General features: G+C 62.3%; 13 protein-coding genes. 10 read left to right on the top strand and 3 right to left on the bottom strand.

The features are described from left to right. Positions 1–67 precede the first annotated feature (67 nt). Positions 68–721, top strand: coding sequence for an outer membrane lipoprotein chaperone LolA (gene lolA, locus RN347_RS11715; protein WP_263586638.1), 654 nt, complete (start codon positions 68–70; stop codon positions 719–721). A gap of 74 nt (positions 722–795) precedes the next feature. Here the strand turns inward: lolA and RN347_RS11710 are convergent, their stop codons facing one another. After that, positions 796–2,139: a replication-associated recombination protein A gene (locus RN347_RS11710; protein ID WP_311958330.1), complete on the bottom strand. Its 1,344-nt coding sequence runs from the start codon at positions 2,137–2,139 to the stop codon at positions 796–798. Between the two features lie 274 nt (positions 2,140–2,413). Here RN347_RS11710 and RN347_RS11705 point away from each other — a divergent pair, with 274 nt between their 5' ends. From RN347_RS11705 to RN347_RS11685, 5 genes are all read left to right on the top strand, one after another. Next, positions 2,414–2,959 carry a hemerythrin domain-containing protein gene (locus RN347_RS11705; RefSeq protein ID WP_263586640.1) on the top strand — a complete coding sequence of 182 codons (546 nt, stop codon included), beginning with the start codon at positions 2,414–2,416 and terminating at the stop codon, positions 2,957–2,959. Positions 2,960–3,060: 101 nt separating this feature from the next. Then, positions 3,061–3,861 carry a glutamate racemase gene (gene murI, locus RN347_RS11700; RefSeq protein WP_311958329.1) on the top strand — a complete coding sequence of 267 codons (801 nt, stop codon included), beginning with the start codon at positions 3,061–3,063 and terminating at the stop codon, positions 3,859–3,861. A gap of 20 nt (positions 3,862–3,881) precedes the next feature. Further along, positions 3,882–4,985 (top strand): tRNA (uridine(54)-C5)-methyltransferase TrmA, encoded by a 1,104-nt coding sequence (gene trmA, locus RN347_RS11695; protein ID WP_311958328.1) that lies wholly within the window; start codon positions 3,882–3,884, stop codon positions 4,983–4,985. A 151-nt stretch (positions 4,986–5,136) separates the two neighbouring features. Then, the gene (locus RN347_RS11690) at positions 5,137–9,957 is read left to right on the top strand and encodes an NAD-glutamate dehydrogenase (RefSeq protein ID WP_263586643.1); all 4,821 of its coding nucleotides are present in this window, start codon (positions 5,137–5,139) and stop codon (positions 9,955–9,957) included. Positions 9,958–10,139: 182 nt separating this feature from the next. Further along, positions 10,140–11,153 (top strand): quinone-dependent dihydroorotate dehydrogenase, encoded by a 1,014-nt coding sequence (locus RN347_RS11685; protein WP_311958327.1) that lies wholly within the window; start codon positions 10,140–10,142, stop codon positions 11,151–11,153. A gap of 101 nt (positions 11,154–11,254) precedes the next feature. On the opposite strand, the gene rmf is transcribed toward RN347_RS11685, so the two are convergent. Further along, positions 11,255–11,464: a ribosome modulation factor gene (rmf, locus tag RN347_RS11680; protein WP_227388219.1), complete on the bottom strand. Its 210-nt coding sequence runs from the start codon at positions 11,462–11,464 to the stop codon at positions 11,255–11,257. Between the two features lie 345 nt (positions 11,465–11,809). Between rmf and rlmKL the strand changes: the two genes are divergently transcribed. Continuing rightward, on the top strand, positions 11,810–14,023 hold the full coding sequence (gene rlmKL, locus RN347_RS11675) for a bifunctional 23S rRNA (guanine(2069)-N(7))-methyltransferase RlmK/23S rRNA (guanine(2445)-N(2))-methyltransferase RlmL (protein WP_311960851.1): 2,214 nt from the start codon (positions 11,810–11,812) through the stop codon (positions 14,021–14,023). Between the two features lie 7 nt (positions 14,024–14,030). On the opposite strand, the gene RN347_RS11670 is transcribed toward rlmKL, so the two are convergent. Then, positions 14,031–14,312: a hypothetical protein gene (locus tag RN347_RS11670; RefSeq protein WP_263586645.1), complete on the bottom strand. Its 282-nt coding sequence runs from the start codon at positions 14,310–14,312 to the stop codon at positions 14,031–14,033. A gap of 92 nt (positions 14,313–14,404) precedes the next feature. Between RN347_RS11670 and pdxB the strand changes: the two genes are divergently transcribed. The 3 genes from pdxB (at position 14,405) to RN347_RS11655 (ending at position 17,682) form a co-directional block, all read left to right on the top strand. Then, entirely contained in the window at positions 14,405–15,553 is a 1,149-nt protein-coding gene (pdxB, locus tag RN347_RS11665; protein ID WP_311958326.1) for a 4-phosphoerythronate dehydrogenase PdxB, read from the top strand. Positions 15,554–15,644: 91 nt separating this feature from the next. Then, entirely contained in the window at positions 15,645–16,742 is a 1,098-nt protein-coding gene (locus RN347_RS11660; RefSeq protein ID WP_311958325.1) for a cobalamin-independent methionine synthase II family protein, read from the top strand. Beyond that, positions 16,735–17,682, top strand: coding sequence for a diguanylate cyclase (locus RN347_RS11655; protein WP_311958323.1), 948 nt, complete (start codon positions 16,735–16,737; stop codon positions 17,680–17,682). The genes RN347_RS11660 and RN347_RS11655 overlap by 8 nt, the downstream gene beginning before the upstream one ends. Positions 17,683–17,725 lie beyond the last annotated feature (43 nt).

Here is a 17,725-nt window from a genome sequence, read left to right as displayed (position 1 = left end):
CCAAATATCAAAACCGTTGCGGCACGCGCGTGCCGCCATTTGGCAACACTGCCTGGGGAGTAAGGTAATGAGCGATCAAGACACACGGCGCGGTTCTTCGCTGGCGCTGACGGCCAGCGCACTGGGTTTGACCTTCGCAGCACCGATGGCGTTTGCCAACGAGGCCGCCGAGCGTCTCTCTGAACGTCTCGAGCCGCTGGAGAGCTATCAGGCATCGTTTGAGCAGATGATCAGCGGCAGCGGCGGTGAGCGCCTGCAGGATGCGCGCGGTGAAATGTGGCTATCCCGCCCGGGCATGCTGCGCTGGGAAGTCGAAGCCCCGTACGCTCAGGTAGTGGTGTCCGACGGAAGCGAAGTCTATCTCTATGACCCGGATCTGGAGCAGGTCACGGTGCAGGCAATGGACAACCGTGTCTCCCACACCCCGGCGCTGCTGCTCTCGGGGAGCGCCTATGATCTGACTGAGAACTTCGACGTCTTCTACGCCCAGGAAGGCAGCGAAGACGTGTTCACGCTCGTGCCGACCTCCAACGAGACGCTGTTCGAAGAGCTCTCCATGGTGTTCGAAGGCGAGACCCTGAGCGAGCTGATGATGACCGACAGCACCGGTCAGCGCACGCTGATCACCTTCGACGATATCGTGCAAAACGGACGTGTAGACCGCAGCCTTTTCGATTTCGAGATTCCCGAAGGCACCGACGTCATTCGCGAAACCTACTAGAAAAACCCGGCCTTGGCCCCGGCGCTGACCGGGGCTCAAAGCCGGCGGCTTTAAAGTCAGTCTCTAAAAGCCAATCAGGCGCTTCCCGGCGTCTGGTTGGCTTCTTCGTCTCTGGCCTCGCGCCAGGCCATGATCTCGGCAAAGCGCTTCTCCTGGCCCTGGGCGCTGGGTTCGAAAAAGCGCGTTTTGGGCAGCGCCTCGGGCCAGCAGTCGTGGGCGTCGCCGGCCGGATAGCCGTTGGGCTCATTATGGGCGTAGCGGTAGCCTTCGCCGTGGCCGAGCTCCTCCATTAGCTTCGTCGGCGCGTTTCTCAGGTAGCTCGGCACGTCCACCTGGGGCTGGCTATTGACGAACGACTGCGCCGCTTTCCAGGCGCGGTCGATGCGGTTGCTCTTGGGCGCGACCGCCAGGTGAATGGCGGCGTGGGCGATCGCCCGCTGGCCCTCGTAGTCGCCCAGGCGCAGGTAAGCATCCCAGGCGGCGATCACCAGCGGCAGCGCCCGCGGGTCGGCGTTGCCCACGTCTTCCGAGGCGATGGCGCTGAGCCTTCGCACCACGTCCAGCGGGTCGCCGCCGCCCTGAATGAAGCGCGCCATGTAGAGAAGCGCGGCGTCCGGGCGCGAGGAGCGAATCGATTTGTGGATCGCCGAGAGCAGATCATAGTAGGCGTCACCCTGCTTATCGAAGGCGCTGGACTGGTGGCCGATCACATCCAAAAGCGCCGCCTTTGCCAGCACTTCCCGCTCGCCGCGCTGCTCGGTGAAGTCGCAGGCGGTTTCGAGAAGCCCCAGTGCCCGGCGCGCGTCGCCGGCGCTGGCGCGGGCCAACGCCTGGAGCACGCCTTCTTCGAGCTCGATCGACCGCCGGCCCAATCCGCGCTCGCGGTCCTCGAGCGCCTGGCGCATCACGTCGATCAACTCCTGCTCGCTTAAAGGCTTCAACACGTAGACCCGGGTGCGGGATAAAAGCGCCGAGTTGACCTCGAAGGAGGGGTTTTCGGTGGTCGCGCCGATCAGCGTCAATAGCCCGGATTCGACGTGGGGCAAAAGCGCATCCTGCTGGCTCTTGTTGAGGCGATGGATTTCGTCCAGAAAGAGCAGCGTCTGCGCGCGGGTCTGACGCGCGCGCTCGACCACCGCGCGAATCTCCTTCACCCCGGCCATCACGGCACTTAGCTGCTCCAGCGCCGAGTCCGAGGCGCGGGCCAACAGCTCGGCAAGCGTGGTCTTGCCCACCCCGGGCGGGCCCCAGAGGATCATCGAGCGTACGCTTTTCGACTCGACCATCTGGCGCAGCGGTTTATGAGGGCCGACCAGCGCCTGCTGGCCCACGTAGTCGTCCAGGTGGCGCGGGCGCATGCGAAAGGCGAGGGGGGCGCCGTCGGCGGGCGGGGCCTCGGCGCTGTCAAAAAGGTCCATGTCTTTATCCTTCGTGCGTCAGGGCGTCGAGAGTCGCCGGGTCCTGCTATGGCAAAGCGCGTTGCGGCAGGCTACCTTAGGACATACGCTTTGTAACGCGGTGTCTCGAAGCGCCGTCGTTGCCACGGATTTTTTGCTAAAGATAGGTTATCAAAGGTCAGTTGCTAAAAATCAGTTGTCACAGTGTAGTAGACATTGCTTATCCAGCGCGTGTCCAATGCCTTGACAGGGACTTTGAAGGTAAGGCTCGACCACCATTTAAGGAGTTTGGCTCATGTTAAATCAACTGCGTCTGGACCATGCCAATATGGCGCGCATGCTTCATGTGCTTCAGCTTAAGCAAAAAACGCTGGTGCAAGGCGAGCGGCCCAACTTCAAGCTGATGCGTGAAGTCGTGGACTACATCCTCGCTTACATGGACGAGTTCGCCACACCTCTGGAAAAGATCTGCGTGGAGCGCCTGGAGGAGAAGGCCTCGGAAGAGCTGCCTTTCATGGAGAAGATGGCCGAGGACTACCGCCAGCTCAAGCCGAGCCTGGCCCAGCTCTCTGATGATATCGATATGATCCTGATGGACAACGTGCTGCCGATGGATCGTTTCGCCGAGGACTTGAGCACCTACCTCGACGCCCATCGCACCTACCTTCGCCACGAGCGCGAGCATCTGTTCCCGTTGATCGACAAGTACTTCACTGACGAGGATCTGGAAGCACTTCGCCAGGCGCTGCCGGACAAGGCGCAGCAGGAGCTCGAGCGCCTGCAAAATGCCTATCCCGAGCTTTACGCCGAGCTCAATAACGCCGAAGTGCCCGACCTCTAAGACCACGCGCGCCCGAGCCTTTCGGGCGTGTTAAACTGGCGCCTTTTAAACACCCAGAGAGCGCTTGTGGCTTACTCATCCATTGGCCCGGGCGGGGCGCCATGAGCGGGCCCGTCCTGATCTTCGATTCTGGTGTCGGTGGGCTTTCGGTGGCCCGCTCGCTCACCTTGCGCCATCCAGATATCCCCCTGTGCTACGCCTGCGATAACGCCTGGTTGCCCTATGGGCTGCGCGACGACGTTACGCTCTCCAGACGTATTCTGTCCGTATGCCAAGCGGCGGTCACCGCCTGTCGGGCCAGCGCGCTGGTCGTGGCCTGTAACACCGCCAGCACCCTGGCACTGAGTGGGCTTCGCGAGGCGCTGGACATTCCGGTGATCGGCACCGTGCCCGCCATCAAGCCCGCCGCGCTTGCAAGCCGAACACGGCATATCGGCCTTCTGGCTACCCGCGCCACGGTGCACCGCCCCTACACCCAGGATCTGATCGAGCGCTTCGCCAGCGACTGCGAAGTCACCAAAGTGGCGGCCGACGCCCTGGTCACCGAGGCCGAGGCCTGGCTTGCCGGCCAACACGTCGATCACGCACGCGTGCAGCATGCGCTGGAGCCGCTCTGGCAGGCGGTGACCGCGCCATGTCCGCTCGATACCGTGGTGCTCGGCTGTACCCACTTTCCGCTGTTGAAGCCGGTGCTCGAAACCCTGGCGCCTGGGCCGCTTCAATGGATCGACTCCGGCGACGCCATTGCCCGCCGGGTCGTCGACGTCATGCCCCACGCCCGCGGCCCTCAGGATGGGCGCTCTTTCACCACCGCCGACGCCGACCACCTCGTTCGCGGCTTCGAGACCTTCGGTTTCAAGGCCCCGCACCGCTTGTCGCTGCCTGAGCGAGGGCAGCGCTGATCACTTTTTAAGGAGCCCCCTTGGCCATTCCCGCTGTCGACCCCCAACGTTACGATGAGCAGCTCGATGAAAAGCGCGCGTTCGTCGACGCGCTGTTCGCGCCGTTTTCACCGCCAGCGCTCGAGGTCTACGCGTCGCCGCCGAGCCATTACCGTCAGCGCTGCGAGTTTCGGATCTGGCACGAAGGCGACGACCTGTTTTACGCCATGTTCGAGGTCAACCCGGAGGACCCGAAGGATAAAAAGGTCGTGCGTCTGGATCAGTACCCGGTGGCCAGCGAGCGCATCAACGCGCTGATGCCGAAGCTTAGAGAGGCGTTTTTGCAAAGCGATACGCTCAGGCGGCGACTCTTTCAGGTCGAGTTTTTGACCACGCTTTCCGGCGAGGCGCTGGTCACGCTGATCTACCACCGACCGCTCGACGAGGCCTGGGAAACTGAGGCGCAGGCGCTGGAGAAGACGTTGGGCATCATGATCATCGGCCGCTCGCGCAAGCAGCGCCTGGTGCTGACGCGTGACCACGTCTGGGAGCGGCTGACGGTGGAGGGGCGCAGCCTCGACTACCAGCAGGTGGAGAACAGCTTCACCCAGCCCAACGCCCACATCTGCCAGACCATGCTCGAGTGGGCAAGGCAAGCGACCCGTGATCAAACCGGGCGCGATCTGGTGGAGCTTTACTGCGGTAACGGCAACTTCACCATCGCGCTTGCAAGTAATTTTCGCCGCGTGCTGGCCACGGAAATTTCCCGTACGTCGGTGGCCAGTGCTAACGTTAATATCGAGGCTAACCATATTGAGAACGCGGTGGTGGCGCGGATGTCCGCCGAGGAGTTTTCGCTGGCGTTAAAAGGCGAGAAAACCGGGCGCCGGGTCGCCGAGATGGAACTCGATAGCTTCGATTTTTCGACCGTGCTGGTGGACCCGCCGCGGGCGGGGCTCGATGAGCAGAGCTGTCGGCAGATCAGCGAGTACGAGCGGATCGTCTATATTTCCTGCAATCCGCAAACGCTTGCCGACAATCTCGCGCTTTTGACGCAAACCCACGACATCGAGCGCTTTGCGCTGTTTGACCAGTTCCCGTTTACCCACCACTGTGAGTGTGGCGTGGTGCTGGTAAAGCGATAAATGACCTTGATGCCAGTACGGCATACTCCATAAGCAAGTTGGCAGATGGTTAGAGAGGAGCGAGCTGCTACAGTAAGCTAACGGAAATCGTGGCCCCAAGGCCGATTATTGTTCGTTTTGGCCCCACCGGCCCAGGCAATCGAGGTGATGGATGCACAACGTTGCGAGTGATGAGAGTCGACAAGATCTTTTGAAACAGCTGCAGGAGCGCCTGGAAGCGCGGCTGGAGCCGGACCGGGCGGCGTGTATCGAAGCGTTCGCCCGCCACTTTTACGCCACCGTCCCGGTGGAGGATCTTGTCGACCGCCGTCTCGACGATCTCTACGGCGCCACGCTATCGATCTGGCAGTTTTTGCTGCACCACGACCCGCAAAGCCCGAAGGTGCGCATTTTCAACCCGGATTTCGAAGAGGACGGCTGGCAGTCGCACCACACCTTCGTGGCGGTGCTGCACGAAGACATGCCGTTTCTGGTCGATTCGGTGCGCATCGAGCTCAACCGCCGGGGCTTGACCGTTCACGCGATTCAAAACGCCGTGTTCGCCGTGGACCGCGACGACCGTCATCGCCTCGAGACCTTGACCACGCCGCGCGACGAGAACGCCCCGGAGGCGCGAGAGTCGCTGATCGTCATCGAAGTGGATCGTCAGACCGACCCACAGGCGCTGTCGAATATGGAGGAGAAGCTTCACAACGTGCTGCGCGACGTGCGCACCGCGGTGGAAGACTTCGACCCGATGTGCAATCAGATCACCTCGGCCATTCAGGAGCTCGAGAAAAACTGCCCGCCGCAGCTCGACCCGGACGACCACGAAGAGGCCATCGCATTTCTCGAGTGGCTCTTGAAAGACAATTTCACCTTTTTGGGCTACGACGAGTACTACCTGAAGGACGGCGAGCTCGAGCGCGATCCCAATAGCGTGCTGGGCGTTTTTCGCCTGAATCAGACGCGCTACCGCGAGCGCATCCGTACCGAAGAGGGCGTCGACGAAAGTGGCTTCGTGCTGGTACCGCAACTTCTGTCGTTCGCCAAGAGCGCGCACCATAGCCGCGTACATCGCCCCACCTACCCGGACTACATCACCGTCGACCGCTACGACGACGACGGCAACGTGATCGGCGAGCGGCGTTTTTTCGGCCTGTTCACCGCCACGGTGTACAACGAATCGCCGCGCAACATCCCGCTATTGCGTCGCAAGCTCAAGGCGGTGATGGATATTGCGGGCTTCAACCCGCGCGGCCATAACGGCAAGCAGCTGCTGCAGATTCTGGAAGTCTTCCCGCGCGACGATCTTTTCCAGATCGACACCGAGCAGCTTGCCGAGACGGCACTGGGGATTCTCAATATCCGCGAGCGCCGTCAGGTGCGCCTGTTCATCCGCACCGACGTGAGCGGCAAGTTCTATTCGTGCCTGGTGTTCGTGCCGCGGGACGTATTCTCCACCGACCTACGTCAGCGCATTCAAACCATGCTGTGCGACGAGCTCGACGCCCGCTTTGGCGATTTCAACACCTACCTCTCCGAGTCGGTGCTGGCGCGCATCCAGCTCATTTTGCGCTTCAAGGGCGACTCGCCCACGCCCTACGATTTGAAACGGCTCGAGAACAAGGTGTCGAGGCTTTCGCGCAGCTGGCGCGACGAGCTTTTTGACGCCATGAGCGAGGGCTTTGGCGAAGAGCGCACCAACGAGCTGATGGAGCGGTTCCAGCATGCGTTTTCGGCAAGCTACCGCGAGGACTTCAACGCCCGCACCGCGGTGTTCGACATCCAGCACCTGCTGACGCTTCGCGACGACAAAAAGCTGTCGCTGTCGCTCTACCGGCCGATGGAAGAGCAGGTCGGCGGCATGAACCTGAAGCTCTATCATCGCGACAGTCAGATTCCGCTCTCTGACGTGCTGCCGATGATGGAAAATCTTGGCCTGCGCGTGCAGGGCGAGCGCCCTTACGATATCGCAAGCCCCCACGCGCGCTACTGGATCCATGACTTCGAACTCGAGCATTCGCGCACCGGGGTCGACATGAGCCAGATGCGCGATATTTTCAGCGAAGCGTTCCAGCGCATCTGGGCAGGCCAGGCAGACAACGACAGCTTCAACCGGCTGGTGCTCGGCGCCGGGCTCGACTGGCGCGAAGTCGCGATGCTTCGCGGCTACGCGCGCTATCTCAAGCAGATTCGCTTTGGCATGTCCCAGGACTACATCGCCACCACGCTTGCCAACTACCCGTTGATCACCCAGAGCCTGGTCGAGTTGTTCCAGCAGCGCTTCGACCCCGAGGTCGAGTCTCACGACACCCAAGCGTGCGAAGAGCGCCTGAACGAGCATCTCGACGGCGTGGCGAGTCTCAGCGACGACCAGCTGTTGCGCCGCTTGATGGAGCTGATCAAGGCGACGCTTCGCACCAACTACTATCAGCGAACCGAGCAGGGCGAATTCAAGGATTACATCGCCTACAAGCTCGAACCCACGAAAGTGACCGGCATTCCCAAGCCGCGACCGATGTTCGAAATTTTCATGTGTTCGCCGCGGGTCGAGGGTGTTCATCTGCGCGGCGGCAAGGTCGCGCGCGGCGGGCTGCGCTGGTCCGAGCGCCTCGAGGATTACCGCACTGAGGTGCTGGGGCTGATGAAGGCGCAGCAGGTCAAGAACTCGGTGATCGTGCCGGTCGGCGCCAAGGGCGGTTTCGTCTGCAAGCGCATGCCGGAAAACGCCGACCGCGAAACCGTGCAGAACGAGGGCATCGCCTGCTATCAGATCTTCATCCGCGCGCTTCTGGACGTGACCGATAATCTCGAAGGAAGCGAAGTGGTGCCGCCGCAGAACGTGGTGCGCCACGACGAGGACGATACGTATCTGGTAGTAGCAGCGGACAAGGGCACGGCGTCGTTTTCCGACTACGCCAACGCGATCTCACTGGAGTATGGCCACTGGTTGGGCGATGCCTTCGCCTCGGGCGGCGCCAACGGCTACGACCACAAGAAGATGGCGATCACCGCGCGCGGTGCCTGGGAGTCGGTCAAGCGTCACTTCAAGAACCTGGATCTCGACACCCAGCGTGATCCCTTCACCGTGGTCGGTGTCGGCGACATGGCCGGCGACGTGTTTGGCAACGGCATGCTGCTATCCGACAAGATCCAGCTGGTCGGGGCGTTCAACCATCTGCACGTCTTCGTCGACCCCAATCCGGATACCGACGCCTCTTTTGCCGAGCGCAAGCGAATGTTCGACATGGGCCGTTCGAGCTGGGAAGACTATAGCCAGGAGCTGATCTCCCAGGGCGGCGGCGTGTTCAGCCGCAGCGCGAAGTCGATCACGATCACCCCGGAAATGGCTGAGGTCTTCGATATCGAGGCCGACAAGCTCTCGCCTAACGAGCTCATCAACGCCATGCTCAAGGCGAAGGTCGATCTGATCTGGAACGGCGGTATCGGCACCTACGTCAAGGGCTCCGAGGAGACCGACGCCGACGTGGGCGACAAGGCCAACGATGGGCTTCGCATCAACGGTAATGAGCTCAACTGCCGCGTGGTGGGCGAGGGCGGCAACCTCGGTTTGACCCAGCGCGGGCGCATGGAAGCCGCGGCAAAAGGCGTGCGCGTCTACACCGACTTCATCGACAACGCCGGCGGCGTGAACTGCTCGGATCACGAGGTCAACATCAAGATCCTGATCGACGAGGTGGTCAAGCGCGGCGACATGACCGAGAAGCAGCGCAACGAGCTGCTCGCCGAGATGACCGATGAGGTCGGCGAGCTCGTGGTTCTGGACAACTACCGTCAGACCCAGTCGATCGACCTGTCTGAAATGCTCTCCCGCCAGGGCTCCGGGCCGTACCGGCGCTTTATCAGCGAGCTCGAAAGCGCCGGTCAGATCGACCGTGAACTCGAGTTTTTGCCCTCGGACGAAGTGCTCAAGGAGCGCGCCAGCAATAACGAAGGCATGCGCCTGCCCGAGCTATCGGTGCTGACGTCTTATGCGAAAAGCACGCTCAAGGGGGATCTGATTGAGTCCAACGTGCCGGACGATCCTTACATCGACCGCCACCTCGAGCGGCTGTTTCCCTCCGTTTTGGTCGAGCGCTACCAGAAGGAAATGTACGAGCACCGTCTGAAGCGTGAAATCGTCGCCACCCAGGTCGCCAACGATCTGGTGGATCACATGGGCGTGGTGTTCATTCGCCGGCTGATCGACTCTACCGGCGCGGGCCGCGCGGACATTACCCGCGCCTACGTGATTGCCCGCGACGCCTTCAACTTCAATGAGCTGTGGGGCCAGATCGAGGCGCTGGACAACCAGGTGCCCAACCGCGTTCAGTACTCGATGATGCTCGATTTGATGCGCCTGATCCGCCGCGCGACGCGCTGGTTCGTGCGCCTGCACATGGGGCTCTCCACCCAGGATGCGATCGAATACTTCCGTCCGCGGCTTTCGCAGCTTCAGGAGAGCATCGGCGAGCTTCTAAGCGGCGAGGAGCAAACGCAGTGGCTCAAGCGCCGCGACGAGCTCGTCGAGCAGGGTGTACCGGAAACACTGGCCTCGACCGTGGCCGGCGCGCCCAATCTTTACGGCGGGCTTGGGATCATCTTCGCCGCGCGCAGCACCAACGAAAAGCCCCAGCGCGTGGCCGAGGTATTCCACGAAATCGGCAGCCGCCTGGAGCTGCCCTGGATGACGCGTCAGGTGACCCAGCTCGAGGTGCGCGATGCCTGGCAGGCCCAGGCGCGGGAAACCTTCCGTGACGACATCGACCGCCAGCAGCTGGCGCTGACCATCAGCGTACTCAACATGGACGCCGGCAGCCGCGATACCCAGGAGCTGGTGGATGAGTGGCTCAAGCAGCACGCGGACCTTCACCGCCGCTGGCGCCGTTTGATCGAAGAGGTGAGCGGCGGCACCGAGGGCGGCTTTGCGCTCTTTGCCGTGGCCGTACGCGAACTCGTCGATCTGGCCGAAAGCGGTAGCGAAGGCTAGGCGGTCCACTCGCTTGACCCGGCGCGCCCCGCTTTGCGGGGCGCGCTTTTTTGTGGGCAGATGCCGCGTTGTGATGCATGGCCTCGGCGCTTTTCTGCGACGCCCACCGCTTTACGGTATACTCCCGCCCGATTCTGTTGCCTACGCTATCGCCACCCTTCGATGAATGCCCGGAGCCCTCGATGTACCAGCTCACTCGCTCGCTGCTGTTTCGCCTCGACCCTGAAACCGCGCATGGCCTTACCCTCACCGCGTTGGACAAGCTCTATCAAGCGGGCGGCGTCGAGCGGCTATATGGGCCCGCAGTGAGCGATCCGGTAGAGCTGATGGGGCTCAGGTTCGCCAACCGCGTGGGGCTGGCCGCGGGGCTCGATAAAAACGCCGATCACCTGGATGCACTGGGCGCGCTCGGCTTTGGTTTTGTCGAGGTGGGTACGGTGACGCCCAAACCCCAGCCGGGCAACGACAAGCCGCGCCTGTTTCGCCTCGCCAAGCATGGCGCCATCATCAATCGCTTCGGGTTCAACAACAAGGGCGTGCTGCACCTGGTCGAGCAGGTCAAAAAACGCCGCTATGCGGGGCTGGTCGGCATCAATATCGGCAAGAACCTCACGACGTCGGTGGACGGGGCGCTGGGTGATTACCTGACGTGCCTTGAGGCAGTGCATGACGTGGCGGACTATGTGACGGTGAACGTCTCTTCGCCCAATACGCCGGGGCTTCGAACGCTGCAGTTCGGCGACCAGCTCGATGCGCTGCTTGGGCCTCTTCGCGAGCGCGCCAATGAACTGGATGCGCAAACCGGGCGCCGGGTGCCACTTTTAATCAAGATCGCCCCGGACATGAGCGATGAGGAGATCGCGCTGGTCGCTCAAAGCATTACACGTAACGCTTTTGACGGCGTTATTGCGACCAATACCACCGTCGAGCGCAGCGCGGTGAAAGGTCACGTTCACGCCGAAGAGGCGGGCGGGCTTTCGGGGCGGCCGGTGTTCGAACCCTCGAACCGGATCATTCGCGCGCTGCGCGCGCACTTGCCGGGCTTGCCCATCATCGGGGTCGGCGGCATCGATAGCCCTAAAAAGGCGCAGGAAAAGCTCGCTGCCGGCGCGGATCTCGTGCAGCTTTACTCCGGGCTCATTTATGAAGGCCCCAAACTCGTGAGTGGCTGCGCCAGGGCGCTTGCGAAGGGGTAAGGAGTAAAGTCTCGCAGTCAGGCACGAAAAAGCCCGCTTGAAAACAGGCGGGCTTGGTCGGTTAAATCTGGTTTTGAAGGTTCGTTTGAAAAACGTCCGGGTCAGGTCATGACCATCGGGTTTTTATGGATACCGGAGACGCCCGTCATGCCGTCCCACTGATCACCGCGACCTTCACGCCAACCGCTCATCCAGTACTCGCGTAAATTGATGTCCTGGCTTGGGCAATCGTCACGAGAGCGACCCGTGACACCCGCTTTGTAACCGTGAACGTATGCCCGCTGGAAGCGATCACGCTTTTGTCGTTTCATTGGCTGACCTCTCTTATGAAAGCCTTGAGTATGAAGCGGCTAACCGGCGCGATGAAAAAAACCGGAAGCAGCCTCGGAGCTTACTTCAAGAGCGAGTAGGTTCCGGGCCACGGGTTCGGCACTCACGTGCATAACGACCCGGAACAACTCGACAAGCCAAGGGTTTGCGTCGACGCAAAGGTTGGTCGTTCGGCGTCAAACCCTGACAATGTACGCATGCGTTTAAGTAGCTACTCTCTTATTGTTAGCCCATGATATGGTCCCTTGTCGACCCCCAAATTGTCATCGAACGTAAACACATTTGCCATATACAGGAATTTCGCGCGGTTACGCGCGCCGATGCTTATGACCGAGCCCAGCCAGAACGCCTCGCTAGAGTTTTTAGCCACCTGCCCCAGAGGCATCGAAAGTCTTCTGCTCGATGAGCTTTTGGCGCTGGGCGCCCGTCCGGACAAGGCCACGGTGGCCGGGGTCTACTTCAGCGCCGATCTCGAAACCGCTTACCGCGCCTGTCTCTGGTCGCGGCTGGCCAACCGAGTCGTACTCGTGATCAAGCGCGCGACGATGGTACAGAGCGCCGCCGAGCTCTACAGTGCTGCGCTCGGCGTGAGCTGGCCGTCGCACGTTAGCGCCGGTAACACCCTGGCGGTCGATTTTCACGGGCGCAGCGACCAGATTCGCCACACCCGCTTTGGCGCGCAAACGGTCAAGGACGCGGTAGTGGATTCGCTGGCGCTGGCGGGGTTGCCGCGCCCGGACATCGACACCAAAACGCCGGATCTGCGCCTTTACGCCCATCTTCATCGGGCGAATTTGACCCTGGGGGTCGATCTTTCCGGCGACAGCCTGCACCGGCGCGGCTATCGCAAGGAGGTCGGTCACGCGCCGCTCAAGGAAAACCTGGCCGCTGCGCTTTTAGTGCGGGCGGGTTGGCTTGAGCGCGCCAAGCAAGGGGAGGCGCTGGTCGACCCGCTTTGCGGCTCGGGCACACTGTTGATCGAGGCGGCCCTGATGGCCGCCGATCAGGCTCCCAACCTGCATCGCCCGCGTTTTGGCTTCGAAGGCTGGGCGGGCCACGACGTCGCTATCTGGCAGGAGCTCAAGCGTGAAGCCCAGGCGCGCGCCTCGATCGGGCGAAAACGCTGCAAGACCACGCTCTACGGCTTCGATCAGAGCCCGGCGGCAATCTCCTCGGCCCGGGCCAATGCCATGCGCGCCGGCGTGCCCGCGCTGATTGAGCTGGCCGGGCAGAGTCTGTCACAGCTCACCCGGCCCGAGGCGCTCGATCAGTCGCGCGGCCTGATCATCACCAACCCGCCGTATGGTGAGCGCTTGGGCGAACTTCCGGAGCTTGTCGGCCTGTACGCCACGCTTGGCGACAAGGCGCGCGCGCTCTTTCCTGGCTGGACGCTGGCGGTGTTTACCGGCAACCCGGATCTGGGCCATCGCCTCGGGCTTCGCGCCCACAAGCAGTACGCGCTGAAAAACGCCGCGCTCGACGCCAAGCTGCTGCTGATGGAGATCGACGCGACGCCTCAGGCGAACGAAAGCGATGAGCGTATCGAGCAAGGGGAGAGCCAACCCGCCGCGCAGGCGGTAAGCGGCGAGCGCCAGGTCTCGGAGAACGCCCAAATGTTCGCCAACCGGCTGGCCAAGAACCAGAAGCGCTTGAAGAAGTGGCTCAAGCAGAGCGGAGAGACCTGCTACCGGATATACGATGCGGACATGCCCGAGTTCGCGCTGGCCGTCGACCGCTATGGCGACAAGGTGCACGTGCAGGAGTACGCCGCGCCGAAGTCGATCAACGCAGGCCAAGCGCAAAAGCGCCTGTTCGATGCGCTCGAAGTGCTGCCCGAGGCGCTCGGCGTGCATTCAAGCGCCATCTACATCAAGCGCCGCGAGCGCCAGGTTGGCAACGCCCAGTACCAAAAGCGCGGTGCCAGCGGTGAGCGTTTCGAGGTGCGCGAGGGCGATGCCCGGCTGTGGGTCAACCTGCGTGACTACCTGGACACCGGGCTTTTTCTGGATCACCGCCCGGTGCGGCGTATGCTCGGCGAGCTGGCTCAGGGGAAGCGCTTTTTGAACCTGTTCTGCTACACCGCGACCGCCACGGTACAGGCCGCGCTCGGCGGGGCGAGCGACAGCGTCAGCGTGGACATGTCCAACACCTATCTGGAGTGGGCCAAGGACAATTTCGCGCTCAACGATCTCGACCAGCGCCGCCACCGGGTAGTGCGCGAGGACTGCTTTCGCTGGCTCGAGCGCGCCGATACCCAGTTCGATCTGATCTTCATGGACCCGCCGACCTTCTCCAACTCGAAGAAGATGCGCGACACCCTGGACGTGCAGCGCGACCACCCGCGCTTGATCGAACTCGCGATGGCGCGGCTGGCCCCCGGCGGCACGCTGGTGTTTTCCAACAACCAGCGCCGCTTCAAGCTCGACGAAGCGCTCACCGAGCGCTATCTGGTGGAAGAGATCACCGCTAACACCTTCGACCCGGATTTTCAGCGGCGAACGAATCTGCACCACGTCTTCACGTTGCGCCACCGGGTCTGAAACGGCGTTAGAGCGCGTCCAGAAGCGATAGCTGGCGCATCGCGTCCTGAGCTTCCGGGGTGTGGTCGTCGGCTTCCAGCACTTTATCGAACCCGCGCGAGGCCTGGATGGTGGCCTCGTCGTCGAGCCACATTTGCGCCTGTTCGCGGGTATCGGCCAACTGATGTTTCAGCCCGCCGAACTGAGTGCCGATCTGCCCCCAGGCGCGGCTGAAGATCCAGTCGCCGAACATGTCCTGGTGAATATGCACCAGCACATAGTCATGGTCGGTTTCCCAGCGTACGATCACTATGGTCTCCTCAAAACCTGTTCTCCTTGAATACGTCCTGTCACGCCTCGCGCGCCTCCAACGTATTGTAAAGCCCGGATATTGAAACGCCTATGAAACTCGTCATCGATGCGAACATTCCCGCCGCCGACACCTGCTTTGGTCACCTGGGCGATATCCTGCGTCGCCCCGGTCGCGAGATCAGCGCCCAGGACGTAAGCGATGCCGACGCGCTGATCGTGCGCTCGGTCACCCAGGTCGATGCGGCGCTGCTCCAAAAGAGCCCGGTGCGCTTCGTGGGAAGCTGCACCATCGGCGTGGATCACGTCGACCTCGACTTTCTGGACGAGCGCGGCATCGGCTTTGCCAGTGCCCCGGGCTGTAACGCCGAGGCGGTGGTGGACTACGTGCTGGCAAGCCTTTTGACGTTGGCCGAGCAGGGCGGCTGGTCGCTGTTCGAGCGCACCGTTGGAATCGTGGGCGCGGGCAACGTCGGCGGGCGGCTCATGGCGCGCCTCAAGGCGCTTGGGGTGGCGGTACTGGTGTGCGACCCACCGCGGGCCGAGCGCGAGGGGGCCGAAGGCTTCGTCGCGCTCGATGAGCTCATCGAGCGCTGTGACGTGCTCTGCCTGCACACGCCGCTGGTACGCGAAGGCGAGCATGCAACCCGCCATCTGCTCAACGCCGAGCGGCTCGCGGCGCTTGCGCCCAACACGGTGCTGATCAATGCCGGGCGCGGCGACTGTGTGGATGGCCAGGCGCTGGATGAGCGCCTGGCGGCGCGCGGTGATCTCGAGGCCGTGCTGGACGTGTGGGAGAGTGAGCCTGCCATCGATGCCGGCTTGTTCGAGCGGGTCGCGCTTGGCACACCCCACATTGCCGGCCACAGCCTGGATGGCAAGCTGCGCGGCACCTTCATGATTCAACAGGCGCTGACGCAAACGCTAAACCTGCCCGAAGGGCCGTCATTTTCCAGCCTTTGCCCAGCGCCTGCATTGAGAGCGGTGCATTTACAAGGTGCGCTGCCCGTCGAGGATGCGCTACGTTTATGTATGAGAGCGGTCTACGACGTGCGCCGCGATAGGCAGGCGCTCAAACGAGAGTGCCGCCAGCGCGGACTGGCGGCCGGTTTCGATGACTGCCGAACGAACTATCCGCTGCGCCGTGAGTTCGCCACCCTGGAGGTTCAGTTGTCGGGCGATGCGCGCTCACTCGAAGCTGTGCTGTCTGGGGCGGGCTTCAACGCCCGATGCATCGAGTAGGCGCCATAGCGGCGAGCGCGATAGATAACGCTTGCACGGGCCCGGCAGGTTGTTTTATATCGAACAAACTACCCGACGAGGACCGCACGTCATGGATAAACGAATCACGATCCTGCCGACCGAGGCCATCGGAAGCCTTCCCCGTACACAAGCGCTGATGCAGGCCCAGCGCGAGTACAATGCGGGCCAGCTGGATTGGACAGCCATGCAGGCTCTTTTTGATGAAGCGGTAAAGCAAACCATGAGCGAGCTGGAAGCCACCGGCTCGCCGATCATCACCGACGGCGAGCAGCGCAAGACCCATGGCTTTGCCACCTATCTGGTCGAGGGCGGTCACAACTTCGCCCCGGACGGTCTCGAAATTCCCTTCAGCGATGGCCACGTGCGCCGCCTGCCGCGGCTGGTATCCGGCCCGTTTCGCTACGCACTCTCTGCCGCCGACACGCTCGTAAAAGCGAGGCACTACACGAAACTGCCCATGAAGCAGGCGATCATCTCGGCTTCGGCGGTGAGCCTTTTTTACCCCTCCGAGCCAATCGAGGGCTACAGCCGCGCTCAGTTTCTCGAGGATTTGATCGACGAGCAGGAGAAAGAGATCCGCGGCTGCTTCGCCGCGGGGGCCGACAAGGTGCAGATCGACTTTACCGAGGGCAGGCTGGCGCTCAAGCTCGACCCCAGCGGCAGCGTGCTCGATAGCTTCATCGAACTCAACAACCGGGTACTGGCACGGCTCACCGAGGAGGAGCGCCAGCGTATCGGTGTTCACACCTGCCCAGGCGCTGACCACGACGCCACTCATAGCGCCGATGTCGACTACGCGGAGCTGTTGCCGAGTTTGTTCGAGCTCAAGGCCGGCAGTTTCTACATCGCCATGGCCGGCGAGGCGGACCCGGAGCGCGGACTCAAAATCGTTGCGCGCTATTTAAAGCCTTGGCAGCGCGCCTTTATCGGCGTGATCGATGTCAACGACCCGCGTATCGAAACCCCCGAAGAGGTGTGTGAGCGCGTGCTGCAGGCGGCTCGCTTCATCCCGCTCGAGCAGTTGGGTACCACCGACGACTGCGGTTTTTCACCGTTTTGCGACGATGTTTCCACCTCGCGGGAAACCGCGCTGGCCAAGATTCGCGCGCGCATAGAAGGAACGAAGCTGGCGCTCGAACGGCTGCACGCCGGCGCCCTGCATGAATAGAGATCCAGCGCCCCTTCAGAGCATGGCTGTCTTCGATGCCCAGCAGCGTCTGGTCGACTGGAACGCCGGGTTTGCCGAGGAGTTCGCCGATGCCGCGACGCTTCTCAACCCGGGCGTGAGCGCCACGGCGATTCTTGAGGCTTGCCTGTTGCCTGAACGGGCGCTGGATCTTTCCTGGCTCGACGCGCAGGCATTGCCACCGGAATTCGAGTACATCAATGGCCGGCGCTCGCTAACGGTCACCCAGTTACCTGGCGTCAATGGTCACGTCATTCGCTTGGCCCGTACCCACGAGCCCGCGCCGCCACTTCACTCTGGCATGCTCGAAGAGAGCGCCGATCGGCTGCGCTCGGCGGCGCTGCAAATTTCCACGGCGGTATTGCGCCGCCGCGAGCAGGAGCATCAGCGTCTTCACGAACTGGCCCTCAAGGATGGGCTCACTAGCGTTGCAAACCGTCGCTACTTCAATGAGCGGCTGGACCAGGAGTGGCGGCGCTGTCGTCAGGACCAGCTATCGCTGTCGATGTTTTTTCTCGATATCGACTTTTTCAAGCGCTACAACGATCACTACGGCCATGTAAGCGGCGACGAGTGCCTGAAGGCCATCGCCGACCTGCTCAAACAACATATTCACCGCCCCCGGGATCTGGTCGCGCGCTACGGCGGCGAGGAGTTCATCTGCCTGCTGCCGGGCACGGATCTATTCGACGCAACGCGCAAGGCGCTCGAGCTCGAAGCCGCCGTTCGCGCGCTGGCGCTGACCCACAGCACCTCGGATGTCGCGCCGGTAGTGACGATCAGCCTGGGCGTTGCCAGCACGCGCTGTGTGACCGGCGACGACCCGTCGGTACTGATCAAGGCGGCCGATCAGTTACTTTACGAGGCCAAGGCGGCCGGGCGAGGGTGCGTGCGTTCGGCGCTGTATACGCTGGTCACGTGAGCATTCAAGGGCATGAAAAAGCGAGGCGCCCTGAACCGGCTGG

The sequence above is a fragment of the Halomonas sp. PAMB 3264 genome, assembly GCF_031954245.1.
GTDB lineage: Bacteria > Pseudomonadota > Gammaproteobacteria > Pseudomonadales > Halomonadaceae > Vreelandella.
This window is presented reverse-complemented; position numbering and strand designations above follow the sequence as displayed.